General features: G+C 74.9%; 17 protein-coding genes. 1 reads left to right on the top strand and 16 read right to left on the bottom strand.

From position 1 onward, the window contains the following. The gene (locus tag ABZ924_RS25840; RefSeq protein ID WP_361914285.1) at positions 1–333 is read right to left on the bottom strand and encodes an MrpF/PhaF family protein; all 333 of its coding nucleotides are present in this window, start codon (positions 331–333) and stop codon (positions 1–3) included. Beyond that, complete coding sequence (locus ABZ924_RS25845; protein WP_361914288.1) at positions 330–791, bottom strand: hypothetical protein; 462 nt, start codon at positions 789–791, stop codon at positions 330–332. The genes ABZ924_RS25840 and ABZ924_RS25845 overlap by 4 nt, the downstream gene beginning before the upstream one ends. Positions 792–1,042: 251 nt before the next feature. Here ABZ924_RS25845 and ABZ924_RS25850 point away from each other — a divergent pair, with 251 nt between their 5' ends. Then, positions 1,043–1,885 (top strand): class II glutamine amidotransferase, encoded by an 843-nt coding sequence (locus tag ABZ924_RS25850; RefSeq protein ID WP_361914291.1) that lies wholly within the window; start codon positions 1,043–1,045, stop codon positions 1,883–1,885. A 75-nt stretch (positions 1,886–1,960) separates the two neighbouring features. On the opposite strand, the gene hypE is transcribed toward ABZ924_RS25850, so the two are convergent. The 14 genes from hypE to ABZ924_RS25920 all read right to left on the bottom strand — a co-directional run bounded on the left by hypE (position 1,961) and on the right by ABZ924_RS25920 (position 17,325). Continuing rightward, a complete protein-coding gene (hypE, locus tag ABZ924_RS25855) occupies positions 1,961–3,022 on the bottom strand; it encodes a hydrogenase expression/formation protein HypE (RefSeq protein ID WP_361914294.1) in 1,062 nt (353 codons plus the stop codon). After that, positions 3,015–4,226, bottom strand: a complete 1,212-nt coding sequence (gene hypD, locus ABZ924_RS25860; RefSeq protein ID WP_361914297.1) for a hydrogenase formation protein HypD — start codon at positions 4,224–4,226, stop codon at positions 3,015–3,017. The genes hypE and hypD overlap by 8 nt, the downstream gene beginning before the upstream one ends. Then, the gene (locus ABZ924_RS25865; protein ID WP_361914300.1) at positions 4,223–4,525 is read right to left on the bottom strand and encodes a HypC/HybG/HupF family hydrogenase formation chaperone; all 303 of its coding nucleotides are present in this window, start codon (positions 4,523–4,525) and stop codon (positions 4,223–4,225) included. The genes hypD and ABZ924_RS25865 overlap by 4 nt, the downstream gene beginning before the upstream one ends. Beyond that, entirely contained in the window at positions 4,494–6,902 is a 2,409-nt protein-coding gene (hypF, locus tag ABZ924_RS25870) for a carbamoyltransferase HypF (protein WP_361914303.1), read from the bottom strand. The genes ABZ924_RS25865 and hypF overlap by 32 nt, the downstream gene beginning before the upstream one ends. Next, positions 6,902–7,765: a hydrogenase nickel incorporation protein HypB gene (hypB, locus tag ABZ924_RS25875; protein ID WP_361914306.1), complete on the bottom strand. Its 864-nt coding sequence runs from the start codon at positions 7,763–7,765 to the stop codon at positions 6,902–6,904. Before hypB ends, hypF begins: the two co-directional genes overlap by 1 nt. Before the next feature lie 3 nt (positions 7,766–7,768). Next, a complete protein-coding gene (hypA, locus tag ABZ924_RS25880) occupies positions 7,769–8,194 on the bottom strand; it encodes a hydrogenase maturation nickel metallochaperone HypA (protein ID WP_361914309.1) in 426 nt (141 codons plus the stop codon). A 268-nt stretch (positions 8,195–8,462) separates the two neighbouring features. Continuing rightward, positions 8,463–9,002: a hydrogenase maturation protease gene (locus tag ABZ924_RS25885; RefSeq protein WP_361914312.1), complete on the bottom strand. Its 540-nt coding sequence runs from the start codon at positions 9,000–9,002 to the stop codon at positions 8,463–8,465. Further along, positions 8,999–10,429 (bottom strand): hypothetical protein, encoded by a 1,431-nt coding sequence (locus ABZ924_RS25890; protein WP_361914314.1) that lies wholly within the window; start codon positions 10,427–10,429, stop codon positions 8,999–9,001. Before ABZ924_RS25890 ends, ABZ924_RS25885 begins: the two co-directional genes overlap by 4 nt. Next, on the bottom strand, positions 10,426–11,163 hold the full coding sequence (locus tag ABZ924_RS25895; RefSeq protein WP_361914316.1) for a DUF6084 family protein: 738 nt from the start codon (positions 11,161–11,163) through the stop codon (positions 10,426–10,428). Before ABZ924_RS25895 ends, ABZ924_RS25890 begins: the two co-directional genes overlap by 4 nt. Beyond that, complete coding sequence (locus ABZ924_RS25900) at positions 11,160–11,732, bottom strand: DUF5947 family protein (RefSeq protein WP_361914336.1); 573 nt, start codon at positions 11,730–11,732, stop codon at positions 11,160–11,162. The genes ABZ924_RS25895 and ABZ924_RS25900 overlap by 4 nt, the downstream gene beginning before the upstream one ends. A gap of 161 nt (positions 11,733–11,893) precedes the next feature. Further along, entirely contained in the window at positions 11,894–12,460 is a 567-nt protein-coding gene (locus tag ABZ924_RS25905; RefSeq protein ID WP_361914319.1) for a hypothetical protein, read from the bottom strand. Continuing rightward, on the bottom strand, positions 12,457–14,241 hold the full coding sequence (locus ABZ924_RS25910) for a nickel-dependent hydrogenase large subunit (protein ID WP_361914322.1): 1,785 nt from the start codon (positions 14,239–14,241) through the stop codon (positions 12,457–12,459). The genes ABZ924_RS25905 and ABZ924_RS25910 overlap by 4 nt, the downstream gene beginning before the upstream one ends. A 97-nt stretch (positions 14,242–14,338) precedes the next feature. After that, positions 14,339–15,394, bottom strand: a complete 1,056-nt coding sequence (locus ABZ924_RS25915; RefSeq protein WP_361914325.1) for a hydrogenase expression protein HypE — start codon at positions 15,392–15,394, stop codon at positions 14,339–14,341. A gap of 95 nt (positions 15,395–15,489) precedes the next feature. Continuing rightward, complete coding sequence (locus tag ABZ924_RS25920) at positions 15,490–17,325, bottom strand: hydrogenase maturation protein (protein ID WP_361914328.1); 1,836 nt, start codon at positions 17,323–17,325, stop codon at positions 15,490–15,492. Positions 17,326–17,592 lie beyond the last annotated feature (267 nt).

Consider the following 17,592-nt stretch of genomic DNA (forward strand, 5'->3'; position numbering starts at 1 on the left):
TCAGCCGTCCCCGGAGGACGGCCGGGGCCCGGCGAAGCGGGTGAAGACCAGCACCCCCGCCGGGGAGAGCACGGCGAGGACGAGCGCCAGGTCCTGGTAGGAGGGCCGCCCGTACGCCATCGGCAGGACGAGCAGCACGGCGCCGACCACGGTCCCGGCCAGACAGAGCCCGACGAGGCGCCGCACGGCGCTCCCCCGGCCCGCGGCCCACAGGCAGACGGGGAACGCAACCGCGAGCAGCACGAGCGCAGCCGCCTGCCACGCGCCCGCCGGCAGGGAGCCGGCCGCGACCGGCCCGAGCGTCGAGGGCCGGGGCGGCAGAGGCGGGGTCACCGGGCGCCGCCCCGGTCGGTGACGGCGCGCTCCGGGGCGGCGGGGTGGCTCGCGAGGGTGTGGACGACGGCCTCCCGGGTGCCTTCCGGCAGGTCGACGACGCAGGTGTCCGCGGACCATCCGAGGGCCGCGCCGGCCCAGCCCGGGTCCGCCCCGGTCCTCAGGCGGACCCGCCGGGTGCGGGCGGTCCGGGTCCGCGGCCGGGCGAGGGCGGCCAGCAGTACGCCCAGGCCGCGCACCGCGGCCACCGGCAGCGCCGCGCACGCGCGGGGCGCGCCCGCCCAGCCGCGGACCCCGACCCCCGCCGCCCGCCGCGTCTGACGGGCCACGACGGCCGCAGCGGCCGCCACAGCCGCGGCCACGAGCAGTTCCACGGGGTCCGGCGAGCTGATCGACACCACCGTCATCCCCGTCAGCACCGCCCACCACACCAGCAACTCGACCGCCGCGCCGCGCACCGTGCCGTGCCTCCCGTCCCGTGCCGCCCCTTCGCCTGGCCGCAGGCACCGATTCTCGGCATCCGCGCCCCGTCCGCCGCCCGTGCCACACCCGGCGCGGGCGATGCGGCCGGGCCCCGTCACCCGTCCGGCGCAACCGCGGCCCGGCTCCGCTCCCGCCCGCCCGGGCCGGTCGGCGCGCGGCGGCCCGGGCCCGGCCGCGCTACGCTCGGACGGGGTGAGGGACGGGGCGTAGGAGAGGAATGATGCTGATGTGCCGATGGCTCGCCTACTCCGGCTCGCCGATGCTGCTCGACGCCGTGCTCTACCAGCCGGAGCACTCGCTGATCGACCAGAGCCTGCACTCCCGTATGGGGGTCGAGTCCACCAACGGCGACGGCTTCGGCATCGGCTGGTACAGCATGGACAACGAGGACGGCACGCCGGCCGTCTTCCGGGACATCGGGCCCGCGTGGAACAACCGCAACCTGCGCGAGCTGGCCGCGCACGTCCGCTCGCAGCTGTTCTTCGCGCACGTCCGGGCGTCCACCGGTTCGGCCATTCAGCAGACCAACTGTCACCCGTTCCGGCACGGTCGCTGGCTGTGGATGCACAACGGTGCGATCACCGACTTCCACCGCCTCCAGCGCGACCTGTGCATGGCCGTCGACCCGGCCCTCTTCCCGTGCATCGAGGGCTCGACCGACTCCGAGGTGATGTTCTACCTGGCCGTCACGTTCGGCCTCGACCAGGACGTCCCCGGCGCGGTCGCCCGGATGGCGGGCGTGGTGGAGCGGCTCGGCAAGGAGCACGGGGTGGCGGACCCGCTCCAGATGACGATCGCGGTCAGCGACGGACTGCGGGTGTGGGCCTTCCGCTACTCCAGCCAGGGCAAGTCCCGCTCGCTGTTCTACAGCAGCCGCGCCGACAGCGTGCGCCAGCTGTACCCGGAACTTCCCTACATGCGGAAGGTGTCAGACGACACCCGGCTGGTGGTCTCCGAACCCCTCGGTGACCTCCCGGGCCTGTGGAACGAGCTCCCCGAGGCGAGCTACGCGATCGTGCCCTCGGACGGGCCGGAGGACTACCTGCCGTTCATCCCCGAACTCCCCTGAGCGGGGCCGCCGGCCGCGGCGCCGCGGCCCCCGCCGGGGCCGCGGCCGGCGCATCCCTGCCGGTGGATCCGTACGTCAGCAGATGCGGGGCAGTTGTTCGCCGATCGGCAGGTCCACCACGCGGGTGCCGCCGAGGCCGGTGCGGGCCACGACGATCCCGGGATGGGCCTCGACCGCCTCGCCGATCACCGCCGCGCGCCGGCCCAGCGGGTGGGCGTGCATCGCGTCGAGGACGGCGTCGGCGTGCTCCCGGGGGACGAACGCGACCAGCTTGCCCTCGTTGGCCACGTACAGCGGGTCGAGACCGAGGATGGCGCAGGCGTTGCGCACCGTCTCGGGGACCGGCACCCGGCCCTCGTTGACGACGACGCCCGTACCGGCGGAGGCGGCGATCTCGCACAGGGCGGCGGCCAGGCCGCCCCGGGTGGGGTCCCGCAGGACGTGCAGGTCGGGGGTGACGGCCAGCATGGCCCGGACGAGCCCGTGCAGCGGGGCGCAGTCGCTGACGGTCTCCACGTCGAAGCCGAGGTTCTCGCGGACGCTCATGATGGCCACCCCGTGCAGGCCGATCTCGCCGCTGACGATGACCACGTCGCCGGGCACGACCCGCTGGGGGCGCAGGTCCACGCCGTCGGGGATCAGTCCGATGCCCGCGGTGTTGACGTAGATGCCGTCGCCGTGGCCCGCCTCGACGACCTTGGTGTCGCCGGTCGCCACCTCGACCCCGGCGGCGCGGGCCGCCGCGCCGAGGGCCTCGGCCACGCGGGCCACCACGGAGAGCTCCACGCCCTCCTCCAGGATGAACCCGCAGGACAGGTACGCGGGGTGGGCGCCGCTCATCGCGAGGTCGTTGACGGTGCCGTTGACCGCGAGGTCGCCGATGCTGCCGCCGGGGAAGAACAGCGGCCGGACCACGTAGGAGTCGGTGGAGAAGGCCAGTCGGGCGCCGCCGAGGGTGACGGCGGCGCTGTCGCCGAGCCGGCCCAGTACGGCGCCGCCGTAGGCGGGGGCGAAGACGTGCTGGACGAGTTCGGCGGAGAGCGCGCCCCCGCCGCCGTGGCCCATGACCACGCGGGGACGGTCGCGCAGCGGGGCGGGGCAGGTCCAGCCGGTGACGTCGAGTGCGGTGTCAGACAACGGGGGTCGCCTCCAGCGGTGCGGTGGCCGCGGCGGTCCCGTCACCGGCCGCCGGCACGGACCCGGGCAGGGACTCGGGCACGGGCGCCGGGCGGGGGGTGCGGGCGGCGGGGGTGATGTCGAGGCGCCGGTAGAGGTAGTACGCGGCGCACGCGCCCTCGCTGGAGACCATGGTGGCGCCGAGCGGGTTGCGCGGGGTGCAGGTGGTGCCGAACGCCTCGCACTCGTGCGGCTTGATCAGGCCCTGGAGGACCTCGCCGCTGCGGCAGGCGGCCGGCTCGCGGGTGGTGATGCCGGTGACGCAGAAGCGGTGTTCGGCGTCGAAGTCCCGGTAGCGGGCGGACAGCCGCCACCCGCTGTCGGGGATGACCCCGATGCCCCGCCAGGCCCGGTCGGTGACCTCGAAGACGTCCTCGAGCATGGCGAGGGCGGCCGGGTTGCCCTCCGGGCGCACGGCCCGGGCGTAGGCGTTGTCGACGGTGTGCTCGCCGCGTTCGAGCTGGCGTACGGCCCGGCGCACGCCTTCGAGGATGTCGAGCGGCTCGAAGCCGGTGACCACGATGGGGACGCGGTGGCGGGCGGCGAGGTCCGGGTACTCGGCCATGCCCATCACGCTGCACACGTGCCCGGCGGCGAGGAAGGCCTGCACCCGGCAGCTCGGCGCGTTCATGATGGCCTCGATGGCCGGGGGCACCCGGACGTGGGAGACGAGCAGGCTGAAGTTGGGGATGCCGAGCTTCTTCGCCTGGTACACGGTCATGGCGTTGGGCGGGGCGGTGGTCTCGAAGCCGATGCCGAAGAACACCACCTGGCGGTCGGGGTTCTCACGGGCGATCCGCAGGGCGTCGAGCGGGGAGTAGACGACGCGTACGTCGCCGCCCTCGCCGCGCACCTGGAACAGGTCGCGGCCGGTTCCGGGGACGCGGAGCATGTCGCCGAAGGAGCAGAAGACCACCTCGGGGCGGGAGGCGATCTCCAGGGCCTTGTCGATGACCTCCAGCGGGGTCACGCACACCGGGCAGCCCGGGCCGTGGATCAACTCGACCTGGTCGGGCAGGAGTTGGTCGATCCCGTGCCGGATGATGGTGTGGGTCTGGCCGCCGCAGACCTCCATGAGCGCCCAGGGGCGGGTCACGGTGGCGTGGATGTCGTCGAGCAGGCGCCGGGCGAGCTCGGGGTCCTGGAATTCGTCCATGTACTTCACTGCGCCTGTGCCTCCTGCACGGCCCCGCCGGCCTCCGCTGCCGCCCGCTCCCACGGGTCGCCGAACTCCTCCTGGAGCATGCCGAGTTCGGCGAAGAGTTCGAGGGTCTGCCGAGCGGACTCCTCGTCCAGGCGCTGCAGGGCGAACCCGACGTGGACGATGGCGTACTCGCCGACCTGCAGGTCCGGCAGGTACTCCAGGCACACCTCCTTGACCACTCCGCCGAAATCGACGGTCGCCATCCGGGTGCCGTCCTTCTCGCCGATGTCAAGCACTCTGCCGGGTACCGCCAGGCACATGGCCCTCTCCTTGCTGTGGGTGGTGCGGGGCGCAGGCCGCCACCATGAGCTGGCCGAGGGCCAGGCCGCCGTCGTTCGGCGGGACGCGGTGGTGGCGCAGGACGGTGAAGCCGCGCTCGCGCAAGCGGCGGGCGCAGGCCGAGGAGAGCACGGCGTTGGCGAAGACCCCGCCGGTGAGGGCGACGGTGCCGAGGCCGTGCCGTTCGCGCGCGAGGCCGGCGAGGGTGGCGACGAGGCCGGCTACGGCGGCGTGGAAGCGGGCGGCGACGAGCGGCGCCGCGGTGCCGGCCCGCAGGTCGGCCACCACGGCGGCGAGCAGGGGCGCCGGGTCGGCCAGGACGGGGGCCGCTGCCGGCACGCCCGGGCCGGAGGCGCCCGCGGACGGCTGCCCGGGCCGCAGGGCGAAGGCGTAGCCGTCACCCTCCCCTGCCGGGCCCGCCGACAGGGCGGCGGCCTCGAGCTCGATCGCGGCCTGGGCCTCGTACCCGGCGAGGTGGCAGACGCCGGCCAGGGAGGAGACCGCGTCGAAGAGCCGGCCCATGCTGGAGGTGGGCACGCAGTTCAAACCGCGCTCCAACTGTCGCTCCAGGACGCGCAGTTCCTCGGGCGTGCATACCGCGGCGCACGGCAGGTCCGGATCCCAGGTGAGGCCCGCGGCCCGCAGGTGGGCGAGGGCCATCCGGTACGGCCGGTGCACGGCGGCGTCGCCGCCCGGCAGCGGGACGTACGCCAGGTGGGCGAAGCGGTGGTGGCCGCGGTAGTCGGCGAGGAGGACCTCCCCGCCCCACACCGCACCGTCGTCGCCGTACCCGGTGCCGTCGAAGGCGATGCCGATGACGCGCTCGCCGCCGTCCAGGCCGTGTTCGGCCATGGCGGAGGCGATGTGGGCGTGGTGGTGCTGGACGCCGGTCAGCGGGCGGCCGGCGGCGGCGCGCCGGGCCCGGGCGGTGGAGCGGTAGCCGGGGTGCAGGTCCGCGGCGAGCAGGGCGGGCCGCACGCCCGTGATGGACTCCAACTGCTGCTCGGCGCGCGCGAAGGCGTCCTGCGTGGCCAGGTCGTCCATGTCGCCGATGTGCGCGGACAGCCAGGCCTTGCGGCCCTCGCCGAGGCAGAGGGCGTTCTTCAGGTCCCCGCCGGCGGCGAGTACGGGCGGCACCGGGAGCGGCAGGTCCAGCGGCAGCGGCGCATAGCCCCGGGCGCGGCGCACGAGGAGTGGTGCGCCGTCGCAGATGCGCACCACCGAGTCGTCGCAGGGCACGTGGATGGGGCGGTCGTGGGTGAGCCAGGCGTCGGCGAGTCCGGCGAGGCGCTCCAGGGCCTCGGCTTCGTCGGTGACGATGGGCTCGCCGGACAGGTTGCCGCTGGTCATGACGAGCAGGCGGGGGCCGGGCGGGTCGCCGGGCAGCCCCAGCAGCAGGTGGTGCACGGGCGTGTACGGGAGCATCACGCCGAGGTCGGGGCAGCGCGGGGCGACCTCCTCGGCGACCGCCCCGCGCTCCGCGCCCGGGCGGCGGCGCAGCAGGACGACGGGCCGGACGGGCCCGGTCAGCAGGGCCCGTTCGGCGGGGTCGATGCGCACCAGCGGTTCGATGTCGGCGGTGTCGCGGGCCATCAGCGCGAACGGCTTGTCCCCGCGGCCCTTGCGGCGGCGCAGCTCGGCGACGGCGCCGGGGTGGGCGGCGTCGCAGGCGAGGTGGTAGCCGCCGAGGCCCTTGACGGCGAGGACCGCCCCGCCGGCCAGGAGTCGGCGGGCCTCGGCGACCGGGTCCGCTCCGGCCGCCTCGCGCGGCGGCGACCCGACGAGGAGGCGCAGCCGGGGCCCGCAGGCGGGGCATGCCACGGGCTGGGCGTGGAAGCGCCGGTCGGCGGGGTCGGCGTACTCGCGGGCGCAGTCGGGGCACATCGGGAAGCGGGCCATGGTGGTGTGCGCCCGGTCGTACGGCAGCCCGGTGACGATGGTGAAGCGGGGGCCGCAGTGCGTGCAGGTGATGAAGGGGTGGCGGTGGCGCCGGTCGGCGGGGTCCGCGAGCTCCGCGAGGCAGGCGGCGCAGGTGGCCGTGTCCGGGGAGACGAGGGTGCGGGCGGGGCCGCCGGAGCGGGAGGCGACGATGGCGAAGCCGCGGCCTCCGGCGGCGGGGACCTCGCAGTGGTCCACGGCGTGGACGACGGCGAGCGGCGGGGCGTCGGCAGCGAGCCGCTCGCAGAAGGCCGACACGGCCGCCGGGGCGCCCTCGACCTCGGCGACCACGCCCTCGGGGGTGTTGGTGACGTGCCCGGCGAGGCCGAGCCCGGTCGCGCGGGTGTACACGTACGGCCGGAAGCCGACGCCCTGCACCACGCCGCGCACGGTGATCCGCCGGCGCTGCACGTCCTCCATCAGCGGGCGGCCGGTGCCGGGGCGTGCCGGTGGTCGCCGTGCGCGGCGTGGTCATCACCGTGCCCTGCGGGGCCGTGGTCGTGGTCGTCCGGGCCGTGGTCGTGCCCGTCTGCGTGCCCGTGCCCGTGCCCGTGCCCGTGCCCGTGCCCGTGGTGATGGTGGTGTGCGGGGTGCTGCTGCCCGGCCATGACGGGTGCGTGCACGGCCGAGCCGTCGCCGGCCGCCAGCGCCCGGTCCAGCAGCGCTCCCGCGCCCTCGCCGGTGCGCGCGGAGGTCAGGAGCACCTCCACGCCCGGGTTGACCTGCTGGACGTGGGCGCGGAAGGCGGCCTCGTCGAACTCCGCGGCCTGCGCGAGGTCGGTCTTGGTGACCACCACGAGCTGGGCCAGCCCGAACGCGGTCGGGTACTTCAGCGGCTTGTCCTCCCCCTCGGTGACGGAGGCGAGCACCACCCGCAGCGACTCCCCGAGGTCGTACGAGGCGGGGCAGACGAGGTTGCCGACGTTCTCGACGAACAGCAGCCGGGTGTCCTCGGGCAGCCAGCCGTCCAGGTGGCGGCCGAGCATGGCGGCCTCCAGGTGGCACAGCCCGTCGGTGAGCACCTGCTTGACGGGGACGCCCGAACGCGCCAGCCGCGTCGCGTCGTTCTCGGTGGCCAGGTCGGCCGTGAGGGCGGCGACGGGTACTGCGCGCCCGCGCGCCAGGCCGAGTTCGCGCTCCAGCAGGGCCGTCTTGCCGCTGCCGGGGCTGGACAGCAGGTTGACGACGGTGGTGCCGCGGGCGGTGAGTTCGCTGCGCAGGGCGTGCGCGGCTCCGTCGTTCTTGGCGAGGACCGCCTGCTTCAGGTCGACCACACGGCACATGCTTCAGCGCTCCTCGACGATCGGTTCGCGGGTGGGGGCGTACGGGCGCGGGGCCGGGGCGGTGCATCCGGCCGCCGGGCCGTCCTCCCAGCGGGCTCCGGTGATCTGCAGCTCGCGTCCGCAGACGAGTTCGACCTCGCCGGCCCGGTCGCAGCGGGGGCAGGCCAGCCGGGGCGGCATGCCGGCCGCCCAGTCGTGCGTGCAGGACCGGCAGCGGGCGCGGGCGGCCACCGTCTCGGTCTCGAGGGCGGCGCCTTCGAGGAGGGTGCCCGCGCAGGCCAGTTCGAAGCAGAAGGCCAGGGCGTCGGGTACGACGCCGGCCAGTTCACCGACCTGGAGCCGGACCGAGGTGACGGCGCGCGCGCCGGCGGCCTCGGCAGCCTCCTCCACCTGGCCCACCACGGCCATGGCGATCGACATCTCGTGCATGGGACTCCGTCCTGCCGGGCCTCATTAGACCGGGCGGCGCCCGCACGGGGGGCCGGGCACGCCGACGCGCCGGGCACGCCGTACGCCATTCGGGCGCGGGCGCGGCCACGGCGCGCGGGCAGGGGTCGGGGCGGCCGGCGGGCGGCCGTCACATACGGCGGATGCGCAGGTAGCGCTGGAGGTCCGGCAGGACCGACTTGAGCACGCAGGCGAGGGCTGCGGCGGCGGCCGCGCCGCCGATGATGGCTTTCTTCACAGGGGGTCCTCCTCAGGTGGCGGCGACGCCGGGGTCGGTCTCGATCGGTGCCCGGCCCGGCCGTTTTCGGACGAGGTCCAGCACCATCCGTACGGCCTCCGGCACGGCGGCGGCCACCGGGGCGCTGAGCCCGATCCCCTCGTCGAGGCAGTCGGGTTCGCAGCCGACGACCCAGATGTGCCGGGGCGGGGTGGCCCCGGTGCCGGCGCACAGGGTGCCGAGCAGGGCCAGCACGGCGTCGGGCGACATGTGGTGCCCGTCGAGTACGGCGCCCTGCGGGGCGACGGGCTCCGCGTCCGGGCCGGCGGCGTCGATCAGGTACAGGGTTCCGGGCTCGGCGCCGCGGGCGGTGGCGTCGACCAGGACGAGCGTGTCGTAGCCGTCCAGGAGCCGGTAGGCGAGGTGGACGCCGCGGATGCCGATGTCGGCGGTCTCCACCCCGTCGGGCAGGGGCGCCCCGGAGGCGGAGAGCCTGCGGACGGTCTCGACGCCGAAGCCGTCGTCGCCGAGGAAGACGTTGCCGATGCCCGCGATCAGGGTCCGGCCGCTCACGCGTCCTCCAGGGGGGCGAGTTCGTCGGGCTGGAAGTACAGGAACCGGCCCTGGGCGCGGCGGATGTCGGCCCCCGGGTCGCCGTCGACGGTGACGGCGAGGTGCACCCCGCCGTCGACGTCCCGCAGGACGGCCTCGACGAGGGCGGTGCGCCCCTGCAGGAACAGGTCCTGGGCGTCGGTGCGGCGCAGGCCGGGGCGCAGCACGACCCGGCTGCCCGGGCCCACCGGCGTCCCGCCGACCAGGACGCGGTCGCCGTGCGGGGCGGCCGGATCCGTGTGCTCCGGGTCCCACCAGGGGGTGTCCGGCCGGAACAGGGCCTCCCCGCCGGGGAGTTCGGGCCCGTCCTGGACCGGTTGCGCGGCCCCCGGCTCGGTGATCTCCCGCAGGGCCCGGACGGCGCCGTGGAGCCGCTCCAGGATCTCCGGGGGCATGGTGTCGGCGAGGTCGACCACGGCGGCCGCGCGGACGTCGGTCCCGCGGGCCTCGCGCTTCTCCTCGTCGGTCAGGGCCGCGGTGCGCAGGGCGAGGATCTCGTCGATCTCGGTGGCGTCGTACATCGCTCCGGCGCTCTCGGGGGCGATGCGGGGGTGGTCCTCCAGGATGATCGGGGAGGACAGGACCACGTCGGCCCGGCCGTCCTCGCCCGCGAGCACCGGCCAGGTGTGCCGGTTCGTGCAGCCCCCGACGACGGCCCGGGCCCACTCGGGCGGGTCGGTCATCGACAGGAACGAGCCGGCGCTCAGCCCGAGCAGCAGGTGGGAGGCGACCAGGGAGCGCGCCAGGGCGGCCTCGCGCCCGGCACCCTCGGGCGGCGGCGTCCAGTCGCCGGTGTTCTCGACGACGGCCGTGAGCTTCAGCGCCCGGTACGGCAGGTCGAGCGGGTCGGCGTGCAGCCGCACCACGCCGTCGACGCGCTCGGTGCGCCGCACCAGGCGGCCCACCGTCCGGCCGTCGGCGCCGGGGACGGGCTCGGTCTCCTCGCGGGCGGGCCGGGTGAAGGGCAGGCAGACCTCCCCGGCCTCCAGTTCGGCGACGGGGACGGTCATCTCCACGCGCTCCTCGGTCCCCTCGTCCCACGGGACGAGGACCCGGTCGGGCAGGTGGAGGGCCGGGACGTCCGCGAAGGTGCCGTCCGCGCGCACCTCCTCGACGGTGCGGCGGCAGGGGTGCAGGAAGCGCAGTTCGACGGCGACGTCCGCCCGGCCGCGCGGTTCCATCACCAGCTCGGTGCGCTGGCAGGAGGGTTCGCCGTGGTCGGGGCCCCAGGCGGGCGGGACCAGGACGCCGAACTGCCAGCGCATCCGGTTCTTCGCGGCCGACGCCCGGTACGGGTAGAGGACGTAGCCCTCGAACAGGACGGCGTCGGCGACCTGCCGGGCGAGGGCGAAGCGGGAGGCCGGCAGCTCCGTGGTGGCCGTGGTCATGGCGCCGTCCTCTCGGTGGCGCGCGGCAGGACCGCGCCGGACCGGGCGGCGCGGGAGGCGCGGGAGGCGTCCGGGGCGCGGGGCTCCGGGGGTGGCGGGCCGGCGGCCCCGGCCGCGTCGAGGAGGGAGCGTACGGTCGCCTCCCAGGACGCGAGCGCGTGGCGCGAGCGGTAGGCGAGCAGCTCCTCCAGGGTGGCGCGGGGCAGCCGGAGCCAGCCGGAGCCGGGGAAGTGCTGCTCGATCATCTCCCGCCAGACCGCGACGGGCATCCGGTACGCGGCCTCGCGGTCCCAGGGCACCGGCTCGACGTGGAAGCCGCCGGCCCCGGTAAAGGCCGTACCGGAGAACAGCATCAGCAGCGGCACCTCGCCGTCCTCGAGGGCGGCGAGGTAGCGGCCGGCCCCGATGTCCATGTCGTAGGTGCAGGGGACGGGCACGTCGGTCTCGGTCTCGCCTGTGAAGCCGGGGACCATGACGGCGACCTGGGCGAACTGGACGGGCTGGAGGGTGGTGCCCCACCGGGAGCGGTCGCCGAACAGGTCGTGCAGCGCCGCGGCTTCGGCGTCGCTGTAGGCGCCCCGCCGGGCGGGCTCGATGCGCAGTTGGCAGCGCAGAGCCAGGGCGTGCACCCGGGTGTCGCCGGTGGCGGTGATGCGCAGCCGGAAGACGAGGGTGGGGCCCGCGGCGTACGGGTCGGCGCGCACGCCGGTGCAGGTGAAGGTGAAGCCGGTCATGGCCGCTGCCCTTCCGGGACGGGTGTGGCGCGCCGCTCGACCGCCTCGAAGAAGGCGTTCAGGGCGGCGCGGGCCTCGGCGCCGCCGTCGAAGCCCTGCCACAGCAGCCGCATCCGCCCCACCAGTTCGTAGCAGATGTCGATCGGTACGAGGAAGCAGTCGGTGCGGTCGGGGGTGCGGCGCAGCAGCAGCGCCTCGACGTCGGGTTCGAGCAGGGCGGCGAGGCGGCCCGTGCCGAGGACGCTCTGCCAGGTGTCGGGGTCGAGTTCGCTCTCGGTGGCGCCGGCCGGGCTGGGGTAGAGCGCGACGAGCCGGTCGAGCTCGGCGTTGCGGAAGAAGAAGGCGACGCCGACGGGGATGCGCAGCCGGTCCCAGGCGCCGTCGTCCAGGTGGTGGCCGGGGTCGGTGAGGTAGCGGTCGGGGACGGTGCGGTAGCGGCCCCCGCCGGATCCGGGCCGGTCGAAGAGCAGGGAGCAGGGGGTGCACGCGCAGACGAGGCTGCGCCGCTCGGTCTCGACGAGGTGGCGGTGGCCGTCCTCGGGCACCGCCGTCCCGCACAGCTCGCACACCTCGGGGCGCCGTGCGCGAGGCCCGGTGAACCGCCGCAGCCCGGGCACGGCGCTGCGGCCGGGCGCACCGCCGGAGGCGGGCGCGGGGCGCCGGGCGGGGGCGCCGGGGGCAGGGGCGCTGCCGGGCCCCGGGGCCGGCGCGACCCGCGGGTGGGCCGCGGTCACGGTACGCGCGCCGGGGTCTGCGGCCGGGTGCCGATCTGGAGCAGGGCGGGCTGTGGGGCCGCCTCTTCCGTTTCGACCGCGGTCACCTCGGGCGCGAAGCGGGCGAGGGCCTCCTCCACGCTGCGGCGGGCGGCCCCGCCGCCGCTCCCGCAGCCGCAGCCGCCTCCTGCGCCGGCGGCCGTCCTCAGCCGCACCGTGCCGGTGGCCGGGTCGAAGCCGAGCAGCTCGACCGGCTCGCGTACGTGGTCCAGGGCGCGGGCGATCCGGGTGCGGACGTCCTCGGGGTGCAGGTCGTGCAGGGCCAGCAGGCCCGCCACCAGCTCGTCGTCCAGGAGCCGGGCGAGCGGCCCGCCGCCCGCCGGGCCCGCCCCCGCGGGATCCGGGTCCGCCGCGGTGAGGTGCTCCACGATCCGGGCGAGCCCGGCGCCGTAGAAGTCCATCAGCACCCGCACGAGTTCCTCGGCCGCCGCGCACGCCTCCCGGTCGCCGCCGGCCGCGAGCCGGTCGAGGACCTCCTCGACGCGCCGGCCCGCCTCGCGGGCGTCGGTCACCGGCGCGCTCATCCGCCCAGTCCGCTCAGGCCGGTCGGCACGTGCATCGACTTCACCGTCTTGCCGCCGCCCACGTACATGTGGACTCCGCACGGCAGGCAGGGGTCGAAGCTGCGCACCGTCCGCATGATGTCGATGCCCTTGAAGTTCTCCGGCGGGTTCTCCTCGAAGATGGGCGTGTTCTGCACGGCGTCCTCGTACGGGCCGGGCGTGCCGTAGCTGTCACGGACGCTGGCGTTCCACGGGGTCGGCGGGTACGGGTGGTAGTTGGCGATCTTGCCGTCGCGGATGACCATGTGGTGCGAGAGGACGCCGCGGACGGCCTCGGTGAAGCCGCAGCCGATGGACTCGTCCGGGACCTCGAACTTCTCCCAGGTCTGGGTGCGGCCGGCGCGGACCTCGTTCAGCCCCTGCTCGGCGCAGTGCAGCGCGATCGCGGCGGCGTACGCCTGGAAGTAGGTGCGGGCCCGGTTGCGCTCCAGCGCGTTGCTCCACTGCGGGATCTTCCACTCGAAGGTGGTCTCGGGCTTGGTCATGGTGCGCGGCAGGTTGATGACGACGCTGTGGCCGGTGGCCTTGACGTAGCCGACGTCGACGAGCCCGGACAGGGCGGTGGACCACAGGCGGGCGATGGGGCCGCCGCCGGTGTCGAGGGCGAGGTGGTCCTTGCCGTCGTACCAGCGCGGGGACATCACCCAGCTGTACTTGTCGTCGAAGTCGCGCTTCTGCGGGGCGGGGATGGTGTGCTGGTTCCAGGGGTGGCGGGGGTCGACCGGGTTGCCGAGCGGGTCCTGGCGGACGAACTGCTCCTGGCCGGCCCAGTCGTCGTAGTAGGAGCTGCCCAGCAGGATGCGGATGCCGAGGTTGATCTGCGTGAGGTCGTTGGTGACCAGCTTGCCGTCGACGACGATGCCCGGGGTGACGAACATCTTCCGTCCCCAGTCGGTCATGTTGGCGTACGTGAAGTCGCAGTACTCGGGGTCGTTGAGGGCGCCCCAGCAGCCCAGCAGGACGCGCCGGCGGCCGACCTCCTCGTAGCCGGGCAGGGCCTCGTAGAAGAAGTCGAAGAGGTCGTCGTGCAGGGGGACGACGCGCTTCATGAACTCGACGTACCGCATGAGGCGGCTCATGTAGTCGGTGAACAGCTGGACGGAGGCGATGGTGCCCACGCCGCCGGGGTAGAGGGTGGAGGGGTGCACGTGGCGGCCCTCCATCAGGCAGAACATCTCGCGCGTGTAGCGGCTGACCTGGAGGGCCTCGCGGTAGAACTCGCCCTCGATGGGGTTGAGGGAGCGCATGATGTCGGCGATGGTGCGGTAGCCGTGGTCGGCGGCGTGGGGGGCCTCGGTGCGTTCGGCGAGTTCGAGGACGCCGGGGTTGGTCTCGCGGACCATCTTCTCGCAGTAGTCGACCCCGACCAGGTTCTCCTGGAAGATGTTGTGGTCGAACATGTACTCCGCCGACTCGCCGAGGTTGATGATCCACTCGGCGAGGTGGGGCGGCTTCACTCCGTACGCCATGTTCTGCGTGTAGACGGAGCAGGTGGCGTGGTTGTCACCGCAGATGCCGCAGATGCGGCTGGTGATGAAGTGCGCGTCGCGGGGGTCCTTGCCGCGCATGAAGACGCTGTAGCCGCGGAAGACGGACGAGGTGCTGTAGCACTCGGCGACCCGCTTCTGCTTGAAGTCGATCTTCGTGTGGATGCCGAGGCTGCCCACGATCCGGGTGATCGGATCCCAGGCCATCTCCACCAGGCCGCTGCCGTCGCCGGCCGCCTTCGTCTTCGGTGTCATCGTGTCTGCCGTGACCCTTCCTGGAGCCGTGAGCGGGGGGTTGTGGGAGGAGACGGGTGGTTCGGGTGGTGCGCGGGGTGCGGCCGGCGGGGCCGGGTCACCAGGGCGGGCGGTAGCCGGTGGTCAGCTTCTGTCCGCTCCGGCGCCACTTGGGCTCCTCGTCCACGGTGTGCTGGGTGATCGAGCGGAGTTTGCGGATCACCATGCCGTAGGCGCCGCTGGCCGTGCTGGAGACGGTGGCGCCGGGCGGCTGGTCCATGAACGGCATGAACTTGTCGGGGAAGCCGGGCATGGTGCAGGCGATGCAGATGCCGCCGACGTTCGGGCAGCCGCCGATGCCGTTCATCCAGCCGCGCTTGGGGACGTTGCACTTCACCACGGGCCCCCAGCAGCCGAGTCTGACCAGGCACTTCGGGGAGTCGTAGGTGGTGGCGAACTGGCCCTGCTCGTAGAAGCCGGCCCGGTCGCAGCCCTCGTGGACGGTCTGCCCGAACAGCCAGGTCGGCCGCAGCTTGTCGTCGAGCGGGATCATGGGGGCGGAGCCGGCCGCCTGGTAGAGCAGGTAGGTCAGGGTCTCGGCGAAGTTGTCCGGCTGGATCGGGCAGCCCGGGACGCACACGATCGGGATGCCGGCCTTGGAGGTCCAGTCCCAGCCGAGGTAGTCCGGCACGCCCATGGCCCCGGTGGGGTTGCCCTGCATGGCGTGGATGCCGCCGTACGTGGCGCACGTGCCGATGGCGACGACGGCGAGGGCATGGGGGGCCAGGCGGTCGATCCACTCGCTGGTGGTGATGGGCTGGCCCGTCTCCGGGTCGTCGCCGAAGCCGCACCAGTAGCCCTCGGGCTTGATCTTCTCGTTGGGGATCGAGCCCTCGATGACCAACACGAACGGGTCGATCTCGCCGCGCTCGCCCTTGAAGAACCATTCGATGAACGTGTCGGCGCCGCCGACCGGCCCGCACTCGAAGTCGATCAGCGGCCAGTGCACGGCGATCTTGGGCAGGCCGGGAAGCGCACCGGTGGCGATCTCCTCGATGCTGGGCTGCATCGCTGCCGTCAGGGCCACCGAGTCACCGTCGCAGCTCAGGCCGGCGTTGATCCAGAGGATGTGGATCGGGGGGTCCTCTACCGTGCTCGGCGTTGCAGCTGCCATGGGGATCGCTCCTTGGGGAGGGATGCGGGGGGCGTGGGTCGCGCGGGGCGGGAGCGGCCGCAGGGGAAGGTCAGCGGCCGCCCCCACCCTTCTTGCTAGCAGCCGGCGGGCCCGGGTGCCCTGCGCTGTTCGGCCGATCCGGTGACGCCGGGCCGCCGGGCGGGGAGGGTGGCGGCGCGCCGTCCGGGGGTGGTGCGGGCCAGGTGCGGCGGGGTCTGCCGCAGCGGCTCCTTGCGTACGAAGGCACGGCGCAGCGCGTGGTACGGGGCTCCGGGGTCGAAGAAGACCTCGCGCATCCGGGCCAGCTCGGCCTCCCGGTAGGCGGCGAGCGGTTTGACCGCCTCGTCGACGCCGCGGCGGGCCTTCTTGCCGGCGATGCGGGACTGCGTGGCGGGCCAGTCGGCCAGCCGGACCGCGAGGCGGGCGGCCTCTCCGGCGAACTCCTGCGGGGCGCAGGCGATCGTGCGGTCGACCAGGCCGAGCCGGCGGGCGCCCTCGGCGCTCAGCGGCAGGGCCTCGGCCATGAGGCGCTCGGCGACGCCGGTGCCGGTCCGGCGGGGCAGGGTGTAGGTCCAGTACTCGGATCCGTACAGCCCCATCAGCCGGTAGTGCGGGTTGAGGACGGCCCCGGAGCGGCACCAGACCTCGTCGGCGGCGAGGGCGAGCATGGCGCCGCCGGCAGCCGCGTTGCCTGCGACGGCGGCCACGACGAGCCGGTCGGTGGTGGTCAGGACGGCCTCCACCAGGTCGTCCATGGCGTTGATGTTGGCCCAGGACTCCTCGGCGGGATCGGCCGCCGCCTCGATGACGCCCAGGTGGATGCCGTTGGAGAAGAAGTCGCGGGCACCGCCGAGGACGAGCACGGAGGTGGGGCGGGAGCAGGCCGTGCGGTAGGCGGCGAGCAGGCGCCGGCACTGTTCGGTGCTCATCGCGCCGCCGGGGAAGGAGAAGGACAGGAAGCCGGCCGCCCCCTCCTCGCGGTAGGCGATGTCGGACCAGGTGGCCGGTGCCGGGCCGCCGGGGCCGACGTCCAGGCCCTCGCCGTCGCCGTGGCTGTCGCCGTGGTCTTGGTCTGCGGCCGTGGCGAACAGCGGCGCGGGGAGTTCGGGCAGCGGCGGCAGCCGGTCGCCGAGGGCGACGGTGGCGGGCAGTTTGACCGGGGCCGGCCCGCCCGGGAGGCGGCGGGCGCGCAGCTCCGGGATCCACACGGCGCCGTCGGCCGTGGCCCGGCAGATCGCCCCCGCCCGGGTGGCCAGCAGCTCGCCGGGGCGGCCGCGCAGCCGGCCCTCGGGGTGGCCGCCGTGCAGGTACCAGGAGGCGCCGAGCAGTTCGTCGAGGACGCCGGGCCGCGAATCGGCGGCGCGCAGCACGCGGACGACGCGGTCGGTCGTGTCGGTGTGCCAGTCGATCCGGCGGTGCTCCTGGCGCAGGTAGGGCCGGGCGCGGCCGGTGTGCTGCGGTTGCGGGGTGTACGCGCCGGAGGCGAAGCGGTCGACGGCCGTCAGGACGGCGGCCAGGGCCGCGTCGGCGATCTCCCCGCGGTAGGCGTCGCTCTTGCCGACGGGCGGCAGGGGGCACTCGGCGGTGGCCCACACGTCTCCGGCGTCGAGCTCGGCGGCGGCCTGCAGGACGGTGACGCCCCAGCGGGTGGCGCCCTCGGTGAGGGCCCAGTCGAGCGAGGAGGGGCCGCGGTCGCCGACCGGGCCCGGGTGGACGACGAGGCAGACGTGGGCGGAGAAGACCTCTTCGGGGATGGCGGTCTTCAGCATCGTCGCGAGGACCAGGTCGGGTGCGTGGCGGCCGACGGCCTCGGTGAGGACGGTGGCGGGGAGGGCGAGTTCGACCGCCACGCTGTGCCCGCGGTCCCTCAGTTCTGCGTGCACCCGCTGGGTGAGACTGTTGAACGCGCTCGCGACGAGCAGGATGTGCACGTGATCTCCCAGGCGTCCGGCCTCGGCGACGGGCGGCGCCTCGGCGGCCGGAAGCAGGTCCGGCCGCTGGCGATCGTCGACGACGGCGGGCCGCCGGTCGGCGAGACGTTCTGGGGTGTCACTCGGAAGGGACCGCCGGGGCCGCCATCTGGTGGACCGCGGCCGGTGCGCCCCGGCCGGTGGTCCCCGGCGCCGGGATTGCGGCGCCCGGGGGCGGGCCCCGCGGCGGGGGCGCCCGGGCAGGGGATGGGGTCGGGGACGGCCGAG

This window comes from Streptomyces sp. NPDC046876, from assembly GCF_040645035.1.
Classification (GTDB): Bacteria; Actinomycetota; Actinomycetes; order Streptomycetales; family Streptomycetaceae; genus Streptomyces.

Bases quoted from the DNA above. Each gene is read 5' to 3' on its own strand.
- hypA (WP_361914309.1), bottom strand. From the start codon at position 8,194: ATGCACGAGATGTCGATCGCCATGGCCGTGGTGGGCCAGGTGGAGGAG.
- hypB (WP_361914306.1), bottom strand. From the start codon at position 7,765: ATGTGCCGTGTGGTCGACCTGAAGCAGGCGGTCCTCGCCAAGAACGAC.
- ABZ924_RS25890 (WP_361914314.1), bottom strand. From the start codon at position 10,429: ATGACCACGGCCACCACGGAGCTGCCGGCCTCCCGCTTCGCCCTCGCC.
- ABZ924_RS25895 (WP_361914316.1), bottom strand. From the start codon at position 11,163: ATGACCGGCTTCACCTTCACCTGCACCGGCGTGCGCGCCGACCCGTAC.
- hypF (WP_361914303.1), bottom strand. From the start codon at position 6,902: ATGGAGGACGTGCAGCGCCGGCGGATCACCGTGCGCGGCGTGGTGCAG.
- ABZ924_RS25905 (WP_361914319.1), bottom strand. From the start codon at position 12,460: ATGAGCGCGCCGGTGACCGACGCCCGCGAGGCGGGCCGGCGCGTCGAG.
- ABZ924_RS25865 (WP_361914300.1), bottom strand. From the start codon at position 4,525: ATGTGCCTGGCGGTACCCGGCAGAGTGCTTGACATCGGCGAGAAGGAC.
- ABZ924_RS25850 (WP_361914291.1), top strand. From the start codon at position 1,043: ATGTGCCGATGGCTCGCCTACTCCGGCTCGCCGATGCTGCTCGACGCC.
- ABZ924_RS25915 (WP_361914325.1), bottom strand. From the start codon at position 15,394: ATGGCAGCTGCAACGCCGAGCACGGTAGAGGACCCCCCGATCCACATC.
- ABZ924_RS25910 (WP_361914322.1), bottom strand. From the start codon at position 14,241: ATGACACCGAAGACGAAGGCGGCCGGCGACGGCAGCGGCCTGGTGGAG.